The organism is Serratia sp. CY83965, from assembly GCF_052166375.1.
In the GTDB taxonomy this organism is placed as follows: domain Bacteria; phylum Pseudomonadota; class Gammaproteobacteria; order Enterobacterales; family Enterobacteriaceae; genus Serratia; species Serratia marcescens.
The window spans coordinates 64,922-85,582 of record NZ_JBJNOV010000011.1 but is presented as its reverse complement, the minus strand read 5'-3'; the positions used below and the strand labels follow the sequence as shown (position 1 = coordinate 85,582).

Sequence of the window (20,661 nt, the reverse complement as noted above, 5' to 3'; positions counted from 1 at the left end):
CACCCTTTAAAATGATTCTGTTATCCGGCTTTTTTGCCGCCGAGCAGGTCCAGCACTTCCTGGACGCTGGTGGTATTCGCCAGCCGCTCGATCACGCTCTCGTCATCCAGCGCGTTGGTCAGGCTGGTGATCACCTGAATATGCTCGTTGTTGCGCGCGGCGATGCCGATCACCAGGCGCGCCACTTCGTCCTCTTCATCGCCGAAGCGCACGCCCTGCGGGTACTGGCAGAACACCACGCCGGTGCGCAGCACCCGGTCTTTAGCCTCGATGGTGCCGTGCGGCACGGCGATCGACTCGCCCAGGTAGGTGGACGTGAGCTTTTCGCGCTCCAGCATCGCCGGCACGTATTCCGGCTCAACGTAGCCGCCCTTCACCAGCTGCTCGCCGGCGAAGCGGATCGCCTGCTCTTTGTCACTGGCCTGCAGGTTGAGGAACACGTTGCTTTCGCTCAGCTTGAACAGGTTCGGCTCACCGGCTTCGACGCTGTCATCCAGCACCTTCTGCTGGTTGTCGCTGATTTGGTTGGCCGCCAGCAAACGCTCGACCAGATCGCTGTACAGCTTGCTGTCGAGGAAGTTGGTCAGCGAGATGTGCTGGGCCTGCGGCGCGTGGCGCATCGCGCGCTCGGTCAGATCGCGGTGCGTGATGACCAGATCCACATCGTCCGGCAGGCTGTTGATGGCGCTGTTGGTCACCGAGATGTTCTTCAGCCCGGCGTCCGCCACTTTCTTGCGCAACACCCCGGCGCCCATGGCGCTGGAACCCATGCCCGCATCGCAGGCGACGATGATTTTGCGCACGGTGCTCAGATCGCCGTCGACCGACGCTGGCGCCGCTGCGCCGCCTTTGGACTGCGATTTCATCTCTTGCATGCGGCGGGTCGCGGCTTCCAGATCGTCATCCTCTTTCACTTTGGAGGTTTTCAGCAGGAAAGCAGACACCACGAAGGAGACGGCAAAGGCTGCGCACACCGCCGCAATGTTGGCGAAGTAGGCGCCTTTCGGAGTCATCGCCAGCACCGCCAGGATCGAACCCGGGGAAGCCGGAGAAACCAGGCCGCCGTTCAGCATCGTCAGGGTGAATACGCCGGTCATGCCGCCCAGGATCACCGCCAGCAGCAGACGTGGATTCATCAGCACGTAAGGGAAGTAGATTTCGTGGATGCCGCCCAGGAAGTGAATGATCGCCGCACCGCCGGCGGATTGCTTGGCGCTGCCGCGGCCGAAGAACATGTAGGCCATCAGCACGCCCATGCCCGGGCCTGGGTTGGCTTCAATCAGGAAGAATACCGACTTACCGACTTCCGTGGCCTGCTGGATACCCAGCGGCGAGAAGATGCCGTGGTTGATGGCGTTGTTCAGGAACAGGATTTTCGCCGGTTCAACGAAGATGGACGCCAGTGGCAACAGGTTGTTCTTCACCATCACGTGCACGCCCGCCGCCAGCAGCTTGGAGAGCACCTCCACCAGCGGCCCGATGCCCAGGAAAGCCAGGATTGCCAGCAGCATGCCGATGATGCCGGCGGAGAAGTTGTTCACCAGCATTTCAAAGCCGCTTTTGATCTTGCCGTCCACCCAGCGGTCGAAATGCTTGATAGCCCAGCCACCCAGCGGGCCGGCGATCATCGAGCCGAGGAACATCGGCATGTCGGCGCCGACGATGACGCCCATGGTGGTGATGGCGCCGACCACGCCGCCGCGCTCGCCGCCCACCAGCCGCCCGCCGGTGTAGCCGATCAGCAGCGGCAGCAGATAGGTGATCATCGGGCCGACCAGCTTGGCTAAGGTTTCATTCGGCAGCCAGCCGGTTGGAATGAATAGCGCGGTGATAATCCCCCAGGCGATAAAGGCGCCGATGTTGGGCATCACCATGTTGCTCAGGAAGCGGCCAAAGTTTTGCACTTTAACCTTGATGTCTGGTGAAAACATAAAACACACCCCTATTGTTACGCGCTGACAATAGAGCGCGTGATTATTGTTGTGACGATCCAGCCGTGTTGCCGCTGTATGCGAAACGGACTCTATCACGCTGTTTTTGTCACGCGAACTTCACGAATTTTTTGTGATACAAGTCACACACAACACCCCAACAAACCCTCATTTATAGTGATAAAGATCACACTTATGACGTGTAAAAAAAGCACAGTGAGAAAAAAACCGCCCAAAAATCGACAATAAAGTGATAACGGTCACATTTTTAACTTGGTTATTTGTTTTTAAACTGTGATAAACATCACAATTTATTTTTGGCTGCAGCGACCAATCGCGACGCTCTGTTTGATCTTCCCTGTGAGCACTCATCCCGCCGGGAACTAGCGAAGTGATGAATGAAAGAAAACTACATTGCCGAATGAATGGATTAATTGAAGTGTAGTACAGAAGCCTGCGCAATAAACCAGCAAGCTATTGGAAACGCTGAGGGGAAATAAAGCAGGCCGGCAATGCCGGCCTGTAGATCGTCGTAGGCGCGTTATTGCGTCACGCTTTGAATGGCTTTCTGCGCATTCACCAGGTTCTGCTGTTTGGCCACCAGATTCGACATCATGGTGTTGTACTGCGCCACCTGCTGCGCAGTGCGGAACTGCACGCCGTTGTTGTTGAAGCTGACCTGATTGCCTTGGCTCTGCAGGAAATCGCCAACCTGCACCAGATCCTGCACAAAGCTGGCGGTGGTCGGGATCGCCGGCATCAGGGCGTTGGCCGGCGCGGTGACGATTTTGTCATAGGCCTGGTTGTACACCGCCTTCAGATCGTCGGGCTGTTTCAACGCCGCGCGGGCGGTATCCGCCTGCGACTTGGCGGACTGGATCTGCTGGCCCAGCAGGTTCAACGCCCCGACCGATTGCTGCAGCGCATCGCGTTTGTTCAGATAGTCCTGTGCGGTGCGGATCTGGTTAATCTGATCCAGCGCCGGGGTCAGGCTGGCGCCGACCGACTTGGACAGCTGCTGTGAAAAGCCGACCAAAATCGCGTAATCGCCGGCATAGTTGCCGAACTTCTGCTTCTGGTCTTCGCTCAGCGTGGGGATATTCGCCCCGCTGCGCATCACGGTATTCTGTAAGTAATCGATAAATGCTTTGCGCTGTTCCGGCTCTTTATCGCCGCAGGCGGTCAATTGCATGACCACCAACAATGCCAATACCGGTGCCAACCAACGCGCGAAACCTCTGCTCTGGATCCCTACCGCCATGTGACATAACTCCTGTTATAAACCTGCTTTTTCATTGGACTCCGCCCCTTTTTCCGCACTCCGTGCGCCTATAAGAATAGATCAACTGGCGGCGTTCCGATACGCGATTCCGTTTGCAGTGAACATTGTCTCGGCCGGTGGCGGTTGAACATCGTGCGCAAAACGCACTGAGGTTCATTGCCGTCGGCGAGCGGAGGCTGCAATTCTCCCAAGTCAGTCACCCCAAGCCGCCGGGCGAGCTTACCTTCACAGCCCAGCTTCGGAAATAAAAAAGGCGCCCGCAGGCGCCTTTTCACAGCAAAGAACCGCTTACTGCAGCACGGAGATATCCGCCACCTGCAGGAACAGCTCACGCAGTTTGCTCAGCAGCGTCAGACGGTTAACGCGCACTTCCGCATCGTCCGCCATCACCATCACGTTGTCGAAGAACGCATCCACCGGCTCACGCAGCGCGGCCAGTTCCACCAGCGCTTCCTGGTAGTTGCCCGCCGCGAAGTACGGCTGCAACTTGTCGCGCAGCACCACCAGGTGAGTCGCCAGCTGGATCTCCGCCGCATCCTTCAGCACCGAGGCGCGCACGCTGTCGTTCAGCGTTTCGGTAGACTTCGCCAGAATGTTGGAGACGCGTTTGTTGGCCGCAGCCAACGCCGCCGCTTCGTCCAGCGTGCGGAAGTGGGATACCGCCTTGACGCGCGCGTCGAAGTCGGCCGGTTTGGTCGGACGGCGCGCCAGCACCGCCTGAATGGTATCGACGGCGTGGCCTTCTTCCTGATACCAGGCGCGGAAGCGGCCCAGCATGAATTCCACCACCTCGTCGACCACCTTGGCGTTGGTCAGCTTGCTGCCGTACAGGCGCACGGCCTCTTCGGTCAGGGTCTGCAGATCCAGCGGCAGGTTTTTCTCGACGATGATGCGCAACACGCCCAGCGCGGCGCGGCGCAGCGCGAATGGGTCTTTATCGCCTTTCGGATGCTGCCCGATGCCGAAAATGCCGGCCAGGGTATCCATCTTGTCGGCGATCGCCAGCGAGCAGGCCACCAGCGACTGCGGCAGCGCATCACCGGCGTAGCGCGGCTGATACTGCTCGTTCAGCGCAACGGCTACGTCTTCCGCCTCACCGTCGTGGCGCGCGTAATGCATGCCCATCACGCCCTGGGTGTCGGTGAATTCGAACACCATGTTGGTCATCAGGTCGCACTTCGACAGCAGGCCCGCGCGGGTGGCGTGGTTGACGTCGGCACCGATCTGGCCGGCAACCCAGCCCGCCAGCGCCTGAATGCGATCGGTCTTGTCGCGCAGGGTGCCCAGCTGCTGTTGGAACAGCACGGTTTCCAGGCGCGGCAGATTGTCTTCCAGGCGTTTCTTGCGATCGGTGTTGAAGAAGAACTCGGCATCGGCCAGGCGCGGACGCACCACCTTCTCGTTGCCGGAAATGATCTGCTGCGGGTCTTTCGACTCGATGTTGGCCACAAAGATAAAGTTCGGCAGCAGTTTGCCCGCGGCGTCGTACACCGGGAAATACTTCTGGTCGCCCTTCATGGTGTACACCAGCGCTTCCGCCGGCACCGCCAGGAATTTTTCTTCGAATTTGGCGGTCAGCACCACCGGCCATTCCACCAGCGAGGCCACTTCTTCCAACAGGCTGTCGCTCAGATCGGCCTTGCCGCCAATCTTCTGCGCCGCCAGTTCGGCGTCGCGTTTGATGAGGGCTTTACGCGCTTCGTAGTCGGCGACCACTTTGCCGCGCTCCAGCAGGATCTGCGGGTATTGGTCGGCGTTATCGAGGGTGAACTCGGCTTCGCCCATGAAGCGGTGGCCGCGCACGGTGCGCGCAGAGTCGATGCCCAGCACGGTGCCCGGGATCAGATCGGCGCCCAGCAGCATCGTAACGGTGTGCACCGGACGCACGAACTGCACGTCAGAGTCGCCCCAACGCATCAGTTTCGGGATCGGCAGTTTAGCCAGCGCGGTGCTGACCATGCCGGCCAGCAGTTGTTGCGCCGACTGGCCTTTGACGTGGGCGCGGTACATCAACCACTCGCCCTTGTCGGTCACCAGGCGTTCAGCCTGATCGACGGTGATGCCGCAGCCGCGCGCCCAGCCTTCGGCCGCTTTGCTCGGTTTGCCTTCGGCGTCGAACGCCTGGGCGATCGCCGGGCCGCGTTTTTCAATTTCGCGATCGGCCTGCGCCGCGCTCAGGTTGGCCACTTTCAGCGCCAGGCGGCGCGGTGCGGCGAACCAGTTCACTTCACCGTGTTCCAGGCCGGCGTTGTCCAGTTCGGCGGTGAAGTTGGCGGCGAAAGATTCCGCCAGGGAACGAAGAGCCTTCGGCGGCAGCTCTTCCGTGCCGATTTCCACCAGGAAAGTCTGTTGAGTCATGGCTGCCTCTTAGTTCTCGTTCTTCTTGTTGCACATCGGGAAGCCCAGCGCTTCGCGGGAAGCGTAGTAGGCTTCGGCAACGGCTTTGGTCAGCGTGCGGATGCGCAGAATGTAGCGTTGACGCTCGGTCACCGAAATCGCCTTGCGCGCGTCCAGCAGGTTGAAGGTATGGCCCGCCTTCAGGATGCGTTCGTAGGCCGGCAGCGGCAGCGGTTTTTCCAGCGCCAGCAGCGATTGGGCTTCTTTCTCGTACTGCTCGAAGCAGGAGAACAGGAAGTCGACGTCGGCGTATTCGAAGTTGTAGGTGGACTGCTCCACTTCATTCTGATGGAACACGTCGCCGTAGGTGGTGACGCCCAGCGGGCCGTTGCTCCACACCAGATCGTACACGCTGTCCACGCCCTGGATGTACATCGCCAGACGCTCCAGACCGTAGGTGATCTCGCCGGTCACCGGCTTGCACTCCAGGCCGCCGACCTGCTGGAAGTAAGTGAACTGCGTCACTTCCATGCCGTTCAGCCACACTTCCCAACCCAGGCCCCAGGCGCCGAGCGTCGGGTTTTCCCAGTTGTCTTCCACGAAGCGAATGTCGTGGATGGTCGGATCCAGACCCAGCTCTTTCAACGAGCCCAGGTAGAGTTCCTGAATGTTGTCCGGCGATGGCTTAATCACCACCTGGAACTGGTAGTAGTGCTGCAGACGGTTCGGGTTTTCACCGTAGCGGCCGTCGGTCGGGCGGCGAGATGGCTGCACATAGGCGGCGGCCATCGGCTCCGGCCCCAGTGCGCGCAGGCACGTCATCGGGTGTGAGGTTCCCGCGCCGACTTCCATGTCCAATGGTTGAACGATGGTGCAGCCCTGGCGCGCCCAATAATCCTGCAGTGTCAGGATCAGGCCCTGGAAGGTCTTGGTATCAAACTTTTGCATGTTGAATTCGCACGCGATACAAGTGGATTTAGATGGAATGCGCCAGTATACCCTTTGACCGTAAGATATACAGCCAGAATCCGGCAACAAGTGCGAATCGGGGTGAGAAACGCTGGATTTTCACGCATCGGGCACAGCGGGAAAAACAACGCGTCTGCCGGTCCCCTCGCCGTCCAGAAAAACACACCCGGCACACACATTAGAAACATTTAACAAAAACATCACTCACCGCCGTTTAAATAATCAATTGGCTGAACGCTATTTCCCCCTTCACCGATTAAATTTATGCTGATTTACGTGCGCATATCCTTATATTTCCCACGAGATAAAGTTGCGCCGATGTTATTTTTGTTAATTTTATCAACTAAAAAACTCCCCTCATCGAGAGATAATGTGATCAAGTGCCGGATTATTTCTTATTATCGTGAAAAATAAGGTGATATCGCGCGGCGTGCCGACGCGCAGGGCATGGGAGGAACGGCCAGGGATGAAATACGGCGCTAACGGGCCACAGAAACAAATTGACAGTTAATCTTTGGTTATACAATAATAAATAAAATTTTCCCTGGTGTTGGCCAAGTGGCTACCTGATCCTTTCATAGGATCAGTTTTTTTTTGTCTTTCCGTCAACCTCATTGCGGCCCGCATAATTTCCCCAGGCCGCCTTCCGCATAAATCCCTTATCAGACCTTATGGCTTATCTTGAGCGCGCCGATGGCCAATTCAAAAACGTGCGCTGACGCCGACGTTATACATAAACTGCTCGCCACTGCTCAGCCCGCCGGTTTGCGAGACGGTGGCGAAGGCCGATACCCGGTCCGTCAACGGCATGTTGGCCCCCAACGTGACATCCACCCAATTTTTGTCCTGGCCCGCACTGTCGCGGGTGAACGAGGTTTGCGTCGATTTCAGGCCGCCGCCGGCGCGGTAGACGTCGTCACCGAACTGGTGCTGATAACTCACCTCCGCATAAGGGTTAAACACGCCGAATTGCGTATCCAGCCGCCAACCCAACGCACCGATCTGCGAGTGGTAGGTTTGATCGTTGAAGCGCATGGCGGTGCTGTCATCGCTGTCTTCGCTGTAGCCGGAAACGCGGCTGTAGTCCCAGGCGAACTGCGCCACCGGCCCGGTAGTCAGGTAAGAGGCGATCGGGAAGTCATAGCCGGCGGTCACGCGCGCGCCCCACTGCCTGCCGGTGGTCGAACCGGTTTCGGTGCGCGTCAGCGGCCCCAGCCGCATGCTGCGGCGGATGTCGTCATAATCCATCGTCGCATAGTGCAGATCGGCGTTGACCCAGCCGTGCTCGAAGATCGCCAGTGAACTGAAAGCCGACAGCAGCAGCCCGCGCGCCTTGTAATCAAAGCGGCTGGAAGGATGCTGATCGTCGTTGGAACCGGCGATCAACGCGCCGATCAACCAGCTGTCGGTCAGCTGATAGTCCACGCCGACGGTCAGGTTGTGGGTGGTGGCGTTGCCGTCCCCCGCGGCCCGGTTATCGGCATAGTCGTAGTGCTGGCCGGCGTAACCGCCGAACACCCCCAGCGAACCCTGCGGGTTGTCGCCGTTGCGCAGCTGCTGGAAGCGGCTGTCGAGCGTGGCGCGGCTGTCGCGCGCCATCGCCGCCGTCGCCTGATTCAGCGCCACCACCTGCGCCGGACCATCCAATACCGCCTGGATATAATCCGCAATCAGCAGGTGCGCCTGTGGGCTGGGGTGGAAATGGTCGGAGAACAGATAGGACTGGCCGGCGTCGAAGCCGGGCATGTCGGAACGGCAGACCGCCGAGGAAACGCCCGGCGGGCAAGCCATGCCGGCGGTGTTGGCGAAGCCGAACTGCGCCGGATTGGCGATCGCTTCGGCGAACAGCTTGTTGACGTCCACCCGCACGATATTGCCGCTCCCCTGCGCCAGCAAACGGTCTTCGCTTTGATTATAGAAATCGGTCAGTTGAGCGGCCTGCGCGCTCAGGCCGTCATACGCCGCGATAAGCTGCGCGGCGATCGCCTGCTGCACCTGAGGAATGGCGCTGCCCTGCTTCGCCGCAGCGGTCAACGCCGCGTGGATCGCCTGCGTGCGTGAAGCGTTGTCCGGCGTCGCCACCGAACTAAGCGTGGCATAAGCCGCCTGGATCGCCGCCCCCTGCACCGGTGACAGCGCCTGTTGAATGATCAATTCCATCAGCTGCGGCGTGGAGCCGATGTTCGGCACCGTCGGCACGATCACCGTGCCGGCGCCGGCGTTCAGCAGCGAATGCACTTGCGCCGCCGCCGCCGCGGCGCTGTTATAGGCCACGCCGGGCGCGGTAGCGGCATTCAGCGCTGCCGCCGCCAGGTCGTTGCCGCCGATCCAATGAATATACAAACCGTCGCCGTCGGCCTGGCCATTGACCCGGTTCAGGTAACGCTGCACCTGCTCCTGGGTGTTGTCGGCCGGGTTCAGGCCCGGCACCGCCACCGCGCCGCCGGCGGCGTAGTTCTCACCGCCGTTGTCCGAAGCTACCAGCGCCGCCCCGATGCGTTGCGCCAATGCTTCGTCGTACAGCAGGTGCTGGCTGCCGTCATAGGTGAACCGGCCGTTGTTGCCGGTATCGCTCAGGCTGTCGCCAAAGACGTAGAGTTGATCGTACGCCTGAGCCGGAAGGGTCACACTGCAAAGTAACGCCACTGCAAGCGCCGCCGGGCGGGGCATGCACGTTATTTTTAGAGGCATGGATCGACTCCTGAGAGCCTGCAAATGAAGGCCATGTCGTTTTTATCGTTGGTCAGTTTTCCACCGGCCATGTAGTAACTATTGTCGGCTTTTTCGTCACGTCAAGCGGGCCGATGACAAAACAATCAGAGGCTTGCCAAGTTCGGCGCTTCGAGCGATGATTACTGTTCATAAACACAGCATAAGGACATTCAGGATGGCAGACGAACGTTGCGGTTGGGTGACGGCCGATCCGTTGTATCTCGAGTATCACGACAAGGAATGGGGCGCGCCCACCACCGACGCGCGCGAGCTGTTTGAAATGTTGTGCCTCGAGGGGCAGCAAGCCGGCCTTTCCTGGATCACCGTCCTGAAAAAGCGCGAGAACTACCGCCGCGCTTTCCACGATTTCGATCCGCGGCGTGTCGCCGCCATGACCGAACAAGACGTGGAAAACCTGCTGCAGGACAGCGGCATCATCCGCCACCGCGGCAAGATAGAAGCCATCATCACCAACGCCAAGGCCTATCTGGCGATGGAGGCGGCCGGGGAGAATTTCGTTACCTTCATTTGGGACTTCGTCGGCGGCCGGCCGCAGCTTAACCGCTGGCAAGCGCTGAATCAGGTGCCGGCCAAAACCGAGCAGTCCGACGCCATGTCCAAGGCGCTAAAAAAGCGCGGCTTCAAGTTTATCGGCTCCACCATCTGTTACGCCTTCATGCAGGCCAGCGGGCTGGTGAACGATCATCTCACGGGGTGCATGTGTTACCCAAAGCCACGGTGATCCGCCCCTGTGGCCCGGAGGATATCGAACGGCTGATGGCGCTGTGGCTGCCCAGCACCATCGCCGCCCATCCGTTCGTGGCGGAAAAATACTGGCGTGAGAGCGCCGCGTTGGTGCGGGAAAACTACCTGCCGCGCGCGCAAAGCTGGGCCTGCTGGCATGACGACGAAATCGTCGGCTTTATCAGCGTGCTGGACGAGCAGTTCATCGGCGCGCTGTTTGTCGATCGGGCGTTTCACGGCCGCGGCGTCGCCCAGGCGTTGATGACGCACGTACAGCAGCGCTACCGTCGGCTCAGCCTGGAGGTGTATCAGCAAAACCTGCGCGCCTGCGCGTTTTACCACAAGCACGGTTTTCAGGTAACGCAACGCCTGTTTAACGACGAAACCCAGGCCTATACGCTGATCATGAACTGGCCGGCAATCGAGAATTCAACCGGTTACGGTTAAAAAAGGCGCATTCGCGCCCTGGCGGCGCGCAATTAGGAATCCGCTGCATGGCGCCGCCCGGCGTTTTGTCGCATAACTCCCCCAGCACTTACCCGCGCTCATCATTTGTCACGTTTTTCTCCGGAACTGCCGGCGAGCCAACGCGTCATAGTAGCGCGGTGATGCGGGCCCCACCTGCGTCGCCTACTTTTTGCGCCCCCGTGTTGGGCCGGCGCGTACAGAATTGATGCCATTAAGGACAAGAACATGAAAAAACGCATTGCAATTATTGCCGGCGCAGTGAGCGTCGCGCTCACGCTGTCAGCCTGTACCACCAACCCTTACACCGGCGAATCCGAAGTCGGCAAATCCGGCATCGGCGCGGGCCTCGGCGCCGCACTGGGCGCCGGCGTCGGCGTGCTGTCCTCTTCCAAGAAAGATCGCGGCAAGGGCGCGCTGATCGGCGCAGCGGCCGGCGCAGCCCTCGGCGGCGGCGCAGGCTATTACATGGACGTGCAGGAAGCCAAGCTGCGCGACAAGATGAAAGGCACCGGCGTCAGCGTCACCCGTCAGGGCGACAACATCGTGCTGAACATGCCGAACAACGTGACCTTCGACAGCAGCAGCGCCACGCTGAAACCGGCGGGCGCCAACACCCTGACCGGCGTCGCCATGGTGCTGAAAGAGTATCCGAAAACCGCGGTCAACGTGGTCGGCTACACCGACAGCACCGGTTCCCGCTCGCTCAACATGAACCTGTCGCAGCAGCGCGCCGACGGCGTAGCCAGCGCGCTGATCACCCAGGGCGTGGCGGCGAACCGTATCCGCACCACCGGCGCCGGCCCGGACAACCCGATCGCCTCCAACAGCACCGCGGAAGGCAAGGCGCAAAACCGCCGCGTCGAGATCACCCTCAGCCCGCTGCAGTAATCCCGTGCGGGGCGCCACCTGCGCCCCGCCGCTTCCTCCCGACTTTCTCCTTATCCTTCAATATTCCCGCTCGCACATCGGGTATGGTAGTCTCCTTGGCAATTAACCGCAGGAGGGATCGGCTGTGAGCACAGGCAAGGCAACGCGCGCCTCAGGACGCGCCACCATCAGCGATGTGGCCAGCATCGCCAAAACCGGCAAGACCAGCGTGTCGCGCTATCTGAATGGTGAACAGCACCTGCTTTCCGACGATCTCAAACAGCGCATCGAACAGGCTATCCAGCAGCTCGACTACCGGCCAAGCCAGATGGCGCGCAGCCTGAAGGGCGGCCAGACCCGCCTGATCGGCCTGATCCTCGCCGATATCACCAACCCCTATTCAGTGGACGTGATGCGCGGCATCGAGGCCGCCTGCCGTCAACACGGTTTTACCCTGCTGGTGTGTAACACCAACAACGAAGTCAATCAGGAACAGCACTACCTGCAGCTGCTCAGCAGTTACCGGGTGGAAGGCATTGTGGTCAACGCGGTCGGCATGCGCGAGGAAGCGTTATCCACGCTGCAACAGTCGATGCTGCCGATGGTGCTGATCGACCGCAAAATCCCCGACTTCGCCTGCGATGTGGTGGGCCTGAACAACCGCGAAGCCGCCACCGTCGCCACCGAACACCTGTTGCAACAAGGTTTCGAAGCGATCCTGTTCCTCAGCGAGCCGCTCGGTACGGTCAATACCCGCCTGGAACGCCTGCACGCCTTCAGGCATACCATGGCGCAGCACCCCGCGCTGTTGGCGGAGCAGGCCGAAACGCCGCTCAACGATCGGCAGAAACTGGAGCAGGTGCTGAGCGATTTCAGCGGCCGCCACCGCGGCATGCGCAAGGCGGTGATCTCCGCCAACGGCGCCCTGACGCTGCAGGTGGCGCGCGCCATGCGTCGGCTCGGCATCCAGTGGGGCAACGACATCGGCCTGCTGGGCTTCGACGAGCTGGAGTGGGCGGAACTGGCGGGCGTCGGCATCACCACGCTGAAACAGCCCACCTACCAAATGGGGCACGCGGCGCTGGAGCGGCTGGTGCAACGCATTCAGGGCCTGGCCGCCCCCAGCGGCGAGCAGATGTTCTCCGGCGAGCTGATCGTCCGAGGCTCCACCACCCGCTAACCCGCCTTTTCCGGGGCCGTTGACCGCCCCGCCCTCGCCGGCTGTTTTTTGCTCAGCTTCGTGATTGCGATCATATTTTTACACTCTGCCGCTTTTCGCTGGAACCGGTTCCATTTAACGTACCGGTAACAGCAGCGGCGGCGACAATGCCGCCTCAGGAGTCAAAATGAAAACAGAAATCATCGTGGTCACCGGCGCCTACGGCACCGATACCGTCAAACAACACGGCGGCCAGCGCGCGCTGTTGCCCCTCATCGCCGGCGCGGGCGCCGACGGAGTGGAGATCCGCCGCGAACTGTTCACCGCCGGCGAGCTGGACAGCCTGCCGGCGCTGGCGCAAGAGATCGATCGCCAGCAGCTGTTCGCCGTCTACTCCGCCCCTGAGGCGCTGTTCACCCCGCAACATACGCTGAACCCCAACCTGCCGGCGCTGCTGGCGGAAGCGCAGACGCTGAATGCGCGCCAGTTGAAGCTGTCCCTCGGCCATTTCCGCCCCGGCTTCGATTTTACCGAGCTGAAAGTGGCGCTGGAGCAACACCCGGTCAAGCTGGTGGTCGAGAACGACCAAACGCCGGACTGCGGCATTTTGTCGATGCTGAACGCCTTTTTCCACGCCGCGGAAGATAGCCACCTGCCGGTCAGCATGACCTTCGATATGGCCAACTGGCTGTGGGTGGGGCAAGACGCCTTCGCCGCCGCCGAACGCCTGGCCCGCCACGTCGGTTACGTGCACGTCAAAGCCGCCACCCAAGGCCCGCGCGGCTGGCGCGCCATCGCGCTGGACGATACCGACGGCAGCTGGCGCGACCTGCTGGCCCGCCTGCCGCACGATGTGCCGCGCGGTATCGAATTCCCGTTGCAGGGCGATGACCTGGAAGCCGTCACCCGCCATTACGTCAATATCTTGCGTGCGGAGTAACCCCATGATGACAACGTTAACGGCAACGACGGCGCAGCAGGCGCCCTTGGATGTGGTCACGCTGGGTGAAGCCATGGCGATGTTCGTGGCGGCGCAGACCGGCGATTTGACGGAGGTGGAAACCTTCACCAAACGCATCGCCGGCGCCGAACTGAACGTGGCGATCGGCCTGGCGCGTCTGGGCATGAACGTCGGCTGGGTCAGCCGCGTCGGCAACGATTCGTTCGGCCGCTTCACCCTGCAGCAGTTGAAAAAGGAAGGCATCAATTACCGGCAGGTGACGGTCGACGGCCACTACCCCACCGGTTTTCAGGTGAAATCCAAAACCACCGATGGTACCGATCCCAGCGTGGAATACTTCCGCAAGGGCTCGGCGGCCAGCCACCTGTCGATTGCCGATTTTAATCGCGAGTATTTCGGTTCCGCGCGCCACCTGCACCTGAGCGGCGTGGCGGCGGCGCTGTCCGGCGAATCGCTGGCACTGTGCCACCATGCGGCGCGCGAGATGCGAGCCATGGGCAAAACCATTTCGTTCGACCCCAATCTGCGCCCGGTGCTGTGGCCCAGCCGCGAGGTGATGATCGAGCAGCTGAACCAGCTGGCGTTCGCCGCCGACTGGGTGCTGCCGGGGCTGAAAGAAGGGCAGATCCTCACCGGCCAATCGACGCCGGAAGGCATCGCCGATTTCTATCTGGAACGCGGCGTGCAGGCGGTGATCATCAAAACCGGCCCGGACGGCGCCTGGTTTAAAACCGCCGCCGGCGATAAGGCGGCGGTAGCCGCAGTCAAGGTCGACAACGTAGTGGATACCGTCGGCGCCGGGGACGGCTTTGCCGTCGGCACCCTCAGCGCCCTGCTGGAAGGCAAAACGCTGATACAGGCGGTGCAGCGCGGCAACAAAATCGGCTCGCTGGCGATCCAGGCCATCGGCGACAGCGAAGGCCTGCCGACCCGTGCGGCGCTGGCCGAATAACAATAAAAAAAACGACTTCTCCGCATGACGTCAGCCTCTGGCCCTACAACCGGGACGCGTCGGGAGAGCATCTGCCCCTTCGTCTTTCACGCCCAGCGTGCCGTGCGAAGGGGATGCAACACCACTGAAGGATACTGAACATGAACAAAGCGACTGTCGCGGCCAAACGCTGGTGGTACATCATGCCCATCGTGTTTATCACCTACAGCCTGGCCTATCTCGATCGCGCCAACTTCAGCTTCGCCTCCGCCGCCGGCATCAATGAAGATCTCGGCATCACCAAGGGCATGGCCTCGCTGTTGGGCGCGCTGTTTTTCCTCGGTTATTTCTTCTTCCAAATTCCCGGCGCCATCTACGCCGAACGCCGCAGCGTCAAAAAATTGATCTTCTGGTGCCTGATCCTGTGGGGCGGTTGCGCCTCGCTGACCGGCGTGGTCAGCAATATCCCGATGCTGGCCGCCATCCGCTTTATTCTCGGCGTGGTGGAAGCGGCGGTGATGCCGGCGATGCTGATCTACATCAGCAACTGGTTCACCAAATCGGAACGGTCACGCGCCAATACCTTCCTGATCCTCGGCAACCCGGTGACGGTGCTGTGGATGTCGGTGGTGTCAGGCTACCTGATCCACGCCTTCGGCTGGCGCGAAATGTTTATCATCGAGGGCATTCCGGCGGTTATCTGGGCGTTCTGCTGGTGGGTGCTGGCGAAAGACAAACCGGCGCAGGCCGGTTGGTTGAGCGCCGATGAGAAACAGGCGCTGCAACAGCAGCTGGACGAAGAGCAGAAAGGCATCAAGGCCGTGCGCAACTACGGCGAAGCCTTCCGCTCACGCAACGTGATCCTGTTGTGCGTGCAGTACTTCGCCTGGAGCATCGGCGTGTATGGCTTCGTGCTGTGGCTGCCTTCCATCCTGCGCAGCGGCATGCAGATGGGCATGGTGGAAGCCGGCTGGCTGTCGGCGGTGCCTTACCTGGCGGCAACCATCGCCATGGTCGTCGTCTCCTGGGCGTCGGACAAAATGCAAAACCGCAAGCTGTTCGTCTGGCCGCTGCTGCTGATCGGCGCGCTGGCGTTCTTCGGATCTTACGCCGTCGGCGCCAACCACTTCTGGATCTCCTACGGCCTGCTGGTGGTCGCCGGCGCTGCGATGTATGCCCCTTATGGGCCGTTCTTCGCCATCATTCCGGAAATGCTGCCGAAAAACGTCGCCGGCGGCGCCATGGCGCTGATCAACAGCATGGGCGCGCTGGGTTCGTTCTTCGGTTCGTGGTTCGTCGGCTATCTGAATGGCGCCACCGGCAGCCCGGCGGCCTCTTACATGTTTATGGCCATCGCACTGGTGGTGGCGGTGGTGCTGACGCTGATCGTCAAGCCCGCCCGCAACGAGATCCAGCCGCAATTGGCTTGATCCGGTTATACTTTTTCTCTGTTAACCCAACCGGGGGGGCGCCATGCCCCCTTTGGCTCAGCTGGAGTTCGTGATGAAGCCTTCTATCGTATTGTACAAAAGCCTGCCCGCCGATCTGCGTGAACGTCTGGAACAGCACTTCACCGTGCACGCCTTCAACGGCCTGCAGCCGGAGAACCGCGACGAACTGCGCCAGGCGCTGCAGCAGGCCGAAGGGATCATCGGTTCCGGCGGTAAAATTGACGAAGCCTTCCTGCAGCAGGCGCCCAAACTGCGCGCGGCCTCGACCGTTTCCGTCGGCTACGACAACTTCGACGTCGAGGCGCTCAACGCCCATAACGTGCTGCTGATGCACACCCCGACGGTGCTGACCGAAACCGTCGCCGACACCATCATGAGCCTGGTGCTGGCGACCGCGCGCCGGGTGGTGGAAGTGGCGGAGCGGGTGAAGGCCGGCGAATGGCGCGGCAGCATCGGGCCGGACTGGTTCGGCGTCGACGTGCACCACAAAACCATCGGCATCCTCGGCATGGGGCGCATCGGCCTGGCGCTGGCGCAGCGCGCGCACTTCGGCTTCGGCATGCCGGTGCTCTACAACGCCCGCCGCACGCACGAAGAGGCGGAACAGCGCTTCAACGCGCGCCGCTGCGATCTGGATACCCTGCTGGCCGAATCGGATTTCGTTTGCATCACGCTGCCGCTGACCGAACAAACCTTCCACATGATCGGCCGCGATCAGCTGGCGAAGATGAAGAAAAGCGGCATTCTGATCAACGCCGGCCGCGGGCCGGTGGTGGATGAGCAGGCGCTGATCGAAGCGCTGCAAAACGGCGTGATCCACGCCGCCGGGTTGGACGTGTTCGAGAAAGAGCCGCTGCCGGCCAATTCGCCGCTGCTCAGCATGCCGAACGTGGTGGCGTTGCCGCACATCGGTTCCGCCACCCATGAAACGCGCTACGGCATGGCCGCCTGCGCGGTGGATAATTTGATCGCCGCGTTGACCGGCACAGTGAAAGAAAACTGCGTCAACCCGCAGCTGTTGCGGAAATAACTCAGCGCGGCCGGTGGTCTGCGGATAACCGGCCGTGTTGCTCTTCCTGCGGCGGCGCGAACAGCGCCTGCAGCTGATGTTCTTCGGCGAAGTGCTGCAATTCGGCATCCTGAATTGCCTGAACGATCTCTTCTCGCCAGTTTTTGTCCGTCATCGCTAACCTCCTTTGATGTTCATCGTTTAATCTGCCGCAGCGCGCGCGCAAAGCCAAGCCGAATCAATCCGAAAACGCTCCGCCCTTCCTCTCCTCCCCGAAAAACCCTCTCAGGGAGGAGGCCATTTTTCCGCCGTTTGCCACACTGGCGCTACCCAGCGGAAAAAACGCTTCCTGCCGCGCGTAAGGAGAGCCATGAAACTGTTACCCCTGCCCTTGTTGATGCTGCTGTCGCCTTCGGCGCTGGCCGGCTGGACGTTGCCGGGATTCCCGGCCTTCGACGAAACGGCCGCCGGGCTGTTCGCCAGCCAGGCCGCGCTGCCCAAGGGCCAGTTGCCGCTGCGCCTGTATCAGGATAACCACTGCTGGCAGCCGGCCGAGGCGGTAAAACTTAACCAGGCGCTGTCACTGCAGCCCTGCGGCGCCCATCCGCCGGTCAGCTGGCGGCAGTTCCGCGCAGGCGACTATCAGGTGCGCATCGACACGCGCAGCGGCACGCCGACGCTGCAGCTCAGCCTGAGCCGCGCGCCGGAAAACGCCGCCGTTGCCGTGCGCAGTTGCCCGCGCTGGGACGGCAAGCCGGTCACGGTCGACGTCGCCTCCACCTTCGCCGAAGGCGAAACGCTGCGCGATTTCTATTCCGGTCAAACGGCGCAGGTGAGCCAGGGGAAAATCACGCTGCAGCCCGCCGCCGCCAGCGGCGGCCTGTTGCTGCTGGAATCCGCCGCCACGGCGAAACCGGCGGCGTTCAGTTGGCATAACGCCACGGTCTACTTCGTGCTGACCGATCGCTTTGAGAACGGCAATCCGGCCAATGACCACAGCTACGGGCGCCGCAGCGACGGCCTGCAGGAAATAGGCACCTTTCACGGCGGCGATCTGGCCGGCCTGACGCAGAAGCTGGATTATCTGCAGCAGCTCGGCGTCAACGCCTTGTGGATCAGCTCGCCGCTGGAGCAGATCCACGGCTGGGTCGGCGGCGGCACCCAAGGCGATTTCCCGCATTACGCCTATCACGGCTATTACGCGCTGGACTGGACGCGCCTCGACGCCAACATGGGCACCGAACAGGAGCTGCGCACGCTGGTCGAGCAGGCGCATCGCCGCGGCATTCGCATTCTGTTCGACGTGGTGGTGAACCACGTCGGCTACGCCACGCTGGCGGATATGCAGACGTTCCACTTCGGCTCGCTGTATCTGCAAGGCGCGGAGGTGGAGAAAACCCTGGGGAAAAACTGGAGCGACTGGCGCCCCGGGCCAGGGCAAAACTGGCACAGCTTCAACGACTACATCAACTTCAGCGACAAGGCGGGCTGGCGCCCATGGTGGGGGAAAAATTGGATCCGCACCGACATCGGCGACTATGACGCGCCGGGCTATGACGATTTGACGATGTCGCTGGCCTTCCTGCCGGACATCAAAACCGAAGCGCCCGGCGCCAGCGGCCTGCCGCTGTTCTATCGCCACAAACCCGACACCGCCGCGCGCGACATGCCCGGCGCCGCCACCCGCGATTACCTGACCGTCTGGCTCAGCCAGTGGGTGCGCGATTACGGCATCGACGGTTTCCGCGTCGACACCGCCAAGCACGTGGAAAAACCGACGCTGGCGCTGTTGAAACAGCGCGCCACGGCGGCATTGGCGGCGTGGAAAGCGGAGCATCCGCAGCAGGCGCTGGATGATGCGCCGTTTTGGATGACCGGCGAGGCCTGGGGCCACGGGGTGATGAAAAGCGATTATTACCAAAACGGTTTCGACGCGATGATCAACTTCGATTTCCAGGACCAGGCGTCGCAGGCGCTGGGCTGCTTCGCCGATATCGACGCCACCTACCGGCAGATGGCCGAACGGCTGCAGGACTTCAACGTGCTGAGCTACCTCTCTTCACACGACACCCGGCTGTTCTTCGCCAGCGACGCCAAAGGCTCGCAGGTGCGCCAACAGCGGGCGGCGAACCTGCTGTTGCTGGCGCCGGGCGCGGTGCAGATTTACTACGGCGATGAAAGCGGCCGCCCGCTCGGCCCAACCGGCTCCGATCCGCTGCAGGGCACCCGCTCCGACATGAACTGGCCTGATCTGCAGGGGGAAAAAGCCCCGCTGCTGGCCCACTGGCAACGGTTGGGGCAGTTCCGCGCTCGCCACCCGGCGATCGGCGGCGGCGTGCAAAACCCGCAGCCGCACGCCGCCTACTATGCTTTCAGCCGTCGGCTCGGCGACGATAAGGTGATGGTGGTATGGGCCGGCGAACGGTCACAATAATCCAGCGTAATATGCTAACAATAGGCCAATGAGCGAAGCTTTTGCCCATTGGTCGATTTGTCGGCCGCATTGCAGCGGGATTTGTCTGGCGGTATGGTGGGGGATTACCTGCTAAGAAACAGTACTGCTACACCTATGACTTTCTCACTTTTCGGCGAAAAATTTACCCGTTATGCGGGCATTACCCGTTTGATGGACGACCTGAACGAAGGCCTGCGCACCCCCGGTGCCATCATGCTCGGCGGCGGCAACCCGGCGCAGATCCCAGAGATGGAAGCCTACTTCAAACAGCTGTGCCAGGAGATGCTCGACCAGGGCAAACTGACCGAAGCGTTGTGCAACTACGACGGCCCGCAAGGCAAGGACGCGCTGCTGAAAGCGCTGGCCAATCTGCTGCGCGACGAGCTTGGCTGGGAGATTTCGCCACAGAATATTGCACTGACGAACGGCAGCCAAAGCGCGTTTTTCTACTTGTTCAACCTGTTCGCCGGCCGCTACGCCGACGGTTCGCGCCGCCGCGTGCTGTTCCCATTGGCGCCGGAATATATCGGCTATGCCGACGCCGGGCTGGACGAAGGGCTGTTCGTCTCCGCCAAACCGAACATCGAGCTGCTGCCGGACGGCCAGTTCAAATATCACGTTGATTTCGAACACCTCACCCTTGGCGACGACATCGGCATGATCTGCGTTTCACGGCCGACCAACCCGACCGGCAACGTGATCACCGACGAAGAGCTGATGAAGCTCGACCTGCTGGCGCAGCAACGCGATATTCCGCTGGTGATCGATAACGCCTACGGCGTGCCGTTCCCCGGTATTATCTTCAGCGACGCCACGCCGCTGTGGAACCCGAACACCATTCTGTGCATGAGCCTGTCCAAACTCGGCCTGCCGGGCTCGCGCTGCGGCATCGTGATCGCCGACGAGAAGGTGATCACCGCGTTGACCAACATGAACGGCATCATCAGCCTGTCGCCGGGCAGCATGGGGCCGGCGATGGCGACGGAAATGATCGCGCGCGGCGATCTGCTGCGACTGTCGAACGAGGTGATTCGCCCGTTCTACAAACAGCGCGTCGAGCACACCATCGAGATTATTCGCCGCTACCTGTCGCCGGAGCGCTGCCTGATCCACAAACCGGAAGGGGCTATCTTCCTTTGGCTGTGGTTCAAGGATCTGCCGATCACCACCGAAGTGCTGTATCAGCGCCTGAAAAAGCGCGGCGTGCTGATGGTGCCGGGCCACTACTTCTTCCCGGGGCTGGAGCACGACTGGCCGCACACTCACCAGTGCATGCGCATGAACTACGTGCCCGATCCGGAGAAAATCGAGCGCGGCGTGGCGATCCTGGCGGAAGAGATCGAACGCGCGCATCAGGAAGCGAACTGAGCTCAACCCATCGGGGC

At 61.3% G+C, this 20,661-nt stretch carries 16 protein-coding genes; 10 read left to right on the top strand and 6 right to left on the bottom strand.

The features are described from left to right. Positions 1 to 20: 20 nt before the first annotated feature. The 5 genes from ACJ8PL_RS20140 to ACJ8PL_RS20120 all read right to left on the bottom strand — a co-directional run bounded on the left by ACJ8PL_RS20140 (position 21) and on the right by ACJ8PL_RS20120 (position 9,210). Entirely contained in the window at positions 21 to 1,931 is a 1,911-nt protein-coding gene (locus tag ACJ8PL_RS20140) for a PTS mannitol transporter subunit IICBA (RefSeq protein WP_261106440.1), read from the bottom strand. 541 nt (positions 1,932 to 2,472) lie between these two features. Continuing rightward, on the bottom strand, positions 2,473 to 3,192 hold the full coding sequence (locus ACJ8PL_RS20135; RefSeq protein ID WP_016929578.1) for a DUF3053 domain-containing protein: 720 nt from the start codon (positions 3,190 to 3,192) through the stop codon (positions 2,473 to 2,475). Positions 3,193 to 3,501: 309 nt separating this feature from the next. Next, the gene (gene glyS / locus ACJ8PL_RS20130; RefSeq protein WP_016929579.1) at positions 3,502 to 5,571 is read right to left on the bottom strand and encodes a glycine--tRNA ligase subunit beta; all 2,070 of its coding nucleotides are present in this window, start codon (positions 5,569 to 5,571) and stop codon (positions 3,502 to 3,504) included. 9 nt (positions 5,572 to 5,580) lie between these two features. Then, a complete protein-coding gene (glyQ, locus tag ACJ8PL_RS20125; RefSeq protein ID WP_004933966.1) occupies positions 5,581 to 6,498 on the bottom strand; it encodes a glycine--tRNA ligase subunit alpha in 918 nt (305 codons plus the stop codon). A 723-nt stretch (positions 6,499 to 7,221) separates the two neighbouring features. Then, positions 7,222 to 9,210, bottom strand: coding sequence for an autotransporter domain-containing esterase (locus ACJ8PL_RS20120; protein WP_028128061.1), 1,989 nt, complete (start codon positions 9,208 to 9,210; stop codon positions 7,222 to 7,224). Between the two features lie 196 nt (positions 9,211 to 9,406). Here ACJ8PL_RS20120 and ACJ8PL_RS20115 point away from each other — a divergent pair, with 196 nt between their 5' ends. From ACJ8PL_RS20115 to ghrB, 8 genes are all read left to right on the top strand, one after another. Next, a complete protein-coding gene (locus ACJ8PL_RS20115; protein WP_016929581.1) occupies positions 9,407 to 9,973 on the top strand; it encodes a DNA-3-methyladenine glycosylase I in 567 nt (188 codons plus the stop codon). After that, positions 9,970 to 10,422: an N-acetyltransferase gene (locus ACJ8PL_RS20110; RefSeq protein WP_028128062.1), complete on the top strand. Its 453-nt coding sequence runs from the start codon at positions 9,970 to 9,972 to the stop codon at positions 10,420 to 10,422. Before ACJ8PL_RS20115 ends, ACJ8PL_RS20110 begins: the two co-directional genes overlap by 4 nt. A gap of 246 nt (positions 10,423 to 10,668) precedes the next feature. Continuing rightward, complete coding sequence (locus tag ACJ8PL_RS20105) at positions 10,669 to 11,331, top strand: OmpA family lipoprotein (protein ID WP_016929583.1); 663 nt, start codon at positions 10,669 to 10,671, stop codon at positions 11,329 to 11,331. 124 nt (positions 11,332 to 11,455) lie between these two features. Then, complete coding sequence (locus ACJ8PL_RS20100) at positions 11,456 to 12,490, top strand: LacI family DNA-binding transcriptional regulator (protein ID WP_016929584.1); 1,035 nt, start codon at positions 11,456 to 11,458, stop codon at positions 12,488 to 12,490. A 166-nt stretch (positions 12,491 to 12,656) separates the two neighbouring features. Next, positions 12,657 to 13,409: a sugar phosphate isomerase/epimerase family protein gene (locus ACJ8PL_RS20095; protein WP_016929585.1), complete on the top strand. Its 753-nt coding sequence runs from the start codon at positions 12,657 to 12,659 to the stop codon at positions 13,407 to 13,409. Between the two features lie 7 nt (positions 13,410 to 13,416). After that, positions 13,417 to 14,382, top strand: coding sequence for a sugar kinase (locus ACJ8PL_RS20090; protein ID WP_442531351.1), 966 nt, complete (start codon positions 13,417 to 13,419; stop codon positions 14,380 to 14,382). Between the two features lie 140 nt (positions 14,383 to 14,522). Then, positions 14,523 to 15,791, top strand: a complete 1,269-nt coding sequence (locus tag ACJ8PL_RS20085; RefSeq protein ID WP_049278444.1) for an MFS transporter — start codon at positions 14,523 to 14,525, stop codon at positions 15,789 to 15,791. Positions 15,792 to 15,864: 73 nt separating this feature from the next. After that, positions 15,865 to 16,842: a glyoxylate/hydroxypyruvate reductase GhrB gene (ghrB, locus tag ACJ8PL_RS20080; RefSeq protein WP_016929588.1), complete on the top strand. Its 978-nt coding sequence runs from the start codon at positions 15,865 to 15,867 to the stop codon at positions 16,840 to 16,842. 1 nt (position 16,843) lies between these two features. On the opposite strand, the gene ACJ8PL_RS20075 is transcribed toward ghrB, so the two are convergent. Further along, on the bottom strand, positions 16,844 to 16,996 hold the full coding sequence (locus ACJ8PL_RS20075; protein WP_016929589.1) for a hypothetical protein: 153 nt from the start codon (positions 16,994 to 16,996) through the stop codon (positions 16,844 to 16,846). A 195-nt stretch (positions 16,997 to 17,191) separates the two neighbouring features. Here ACJ8PL_RS20075 and ACJ8PL_RS20070 point away from each other — a divergent pair, with 195 nt between their 5' ends. Beyond that, positions 17,192 to 19,255 carry an alpha-amylase gene (locus ACJ8PL_RS20070; protein ID WP_079452266.1) on the top strand — a complete coding sequence of 688 codons (2,064 nt, stop codon included), beginning with the start codon at positions 17,192 to 17,194 and terminating at the stop codon, positions 19,253 to 19,255. Between the two features lie 135 nt (positions 19,256 to 19,390). Further along, positions 19,391 to 20,644, top strand: a complete 1,254-nt coding sequence (locus ACJ8PL_RS20065; RefSeq protein ID WP_016929591.1) for a valine--pyruvate transaminase — start codon at positions 19,391 to 19,393, stop codon at positions 20,642 to 20,644. The last annotated feature ends 17 nt before the right edge of the window (positions 20,645 to 20,661 follow it).

Bases quoted from the DNA above. Each gene is read 5' to 3' on its own strand.
- ACJ8PL_RS20140 (WP_261106440.1), bottom strand. From the start codon at position 1,931: ATGTTTTCACCAGACATCAAGGTTAAAGTGCAAAACTTTGGCCGCTTC.
- ACJ8PL_RS20135 (WP_016929578.1), bottom strand. From the start codon at position 3,192: ATGGCGGTAGGGATCCAGAGCAGAGGTTTCGCGCGTTGGTTGGCACCG.
- glyS (WP_016929579.1), bottom strand. From the start codon at position 5,571: ATGACTCAACAGACTTTCCTGGTGGAAATCGGCACGGAAGAGCTGCCG.
- glyQ (WP_004933966.1), bottom strand. From the start codon at position 6,498: ATGCAAAAGTTTGATACCAAGACCTTCCAGGGCCTGATCCTGACACTG.
- ACJ8PL_RS20120 (WP_028128061.1), bottom strand. From the start codon at position 9,210: ATGCCTCTAAAAATAACGTGCATGCCCCGCCCGGCGGCGCTTGCAGTG.
- ACJ8PL_RS20115 (WP_016929581.1), top strand. From the start codon at position 9,407: ATGGCAGACGAACGTTGCGGTTGGGTGACGGCCGATCCGTTGTATCTC.
- ACJ8PL_RS20105 (WP_016929583.1), top strand. From the start codon at position 10,669: ATGAAAAAACGCATTGCAATTATTGCCGGCGCAGTGAGCGTCGCGCTC.
- ACJ8PL_RS20095 (WP_016929585.1), top strand. From the start codon at position 12,657: ATGAAAACAGAAATCATCGTGGTCACCGGCGCCTACGGCACCGATACC.
- ACJ8PL_RS20090 (WP_442531351.1), top strand. From the start codon at position 13,417: ATGACAACGTTAACGGCAACGACGGCGCAGCAGGCGCCCTTGGATGTG.
- ACJ8PL_RS20085 (WP_049278444.1), top strand. From the start codon at position 14,523: ATGAACAAAGCGACTGTCGCGGCCAAACGCTGGTGGTACATCATGCCC.
- ghrB (WP_016929588.1), top strand. From the start codon at position 15,865: ATGAAGCCTTCTATCGTATTGTACAAAAGCCTGCCCGCCGATCTGCGT.
- ACJ8PL_RS20075 (WP_016929589.1), bottom strand. From the start codon at position 16,996: ATGACGGACAAAAACTGGCGAGAAGAGATCGTTCAGGCAATTCAGGAT.
- ACJ8PL_RS20070 (WP_079452266.1), top strand. From the start codon at position 17,192: ATGAAACTGTTACCCCTGCCCTTGTTGATGCTGCTGTCGCCTTCGGCG.
- ACJ8PL_RS20065 (WP_016929591.1), top strand. From the start codon at position 19,391: ATGACTTTCTCACTTTTCGGCGAAAAATTTACCCGTTATGCGGGCATT.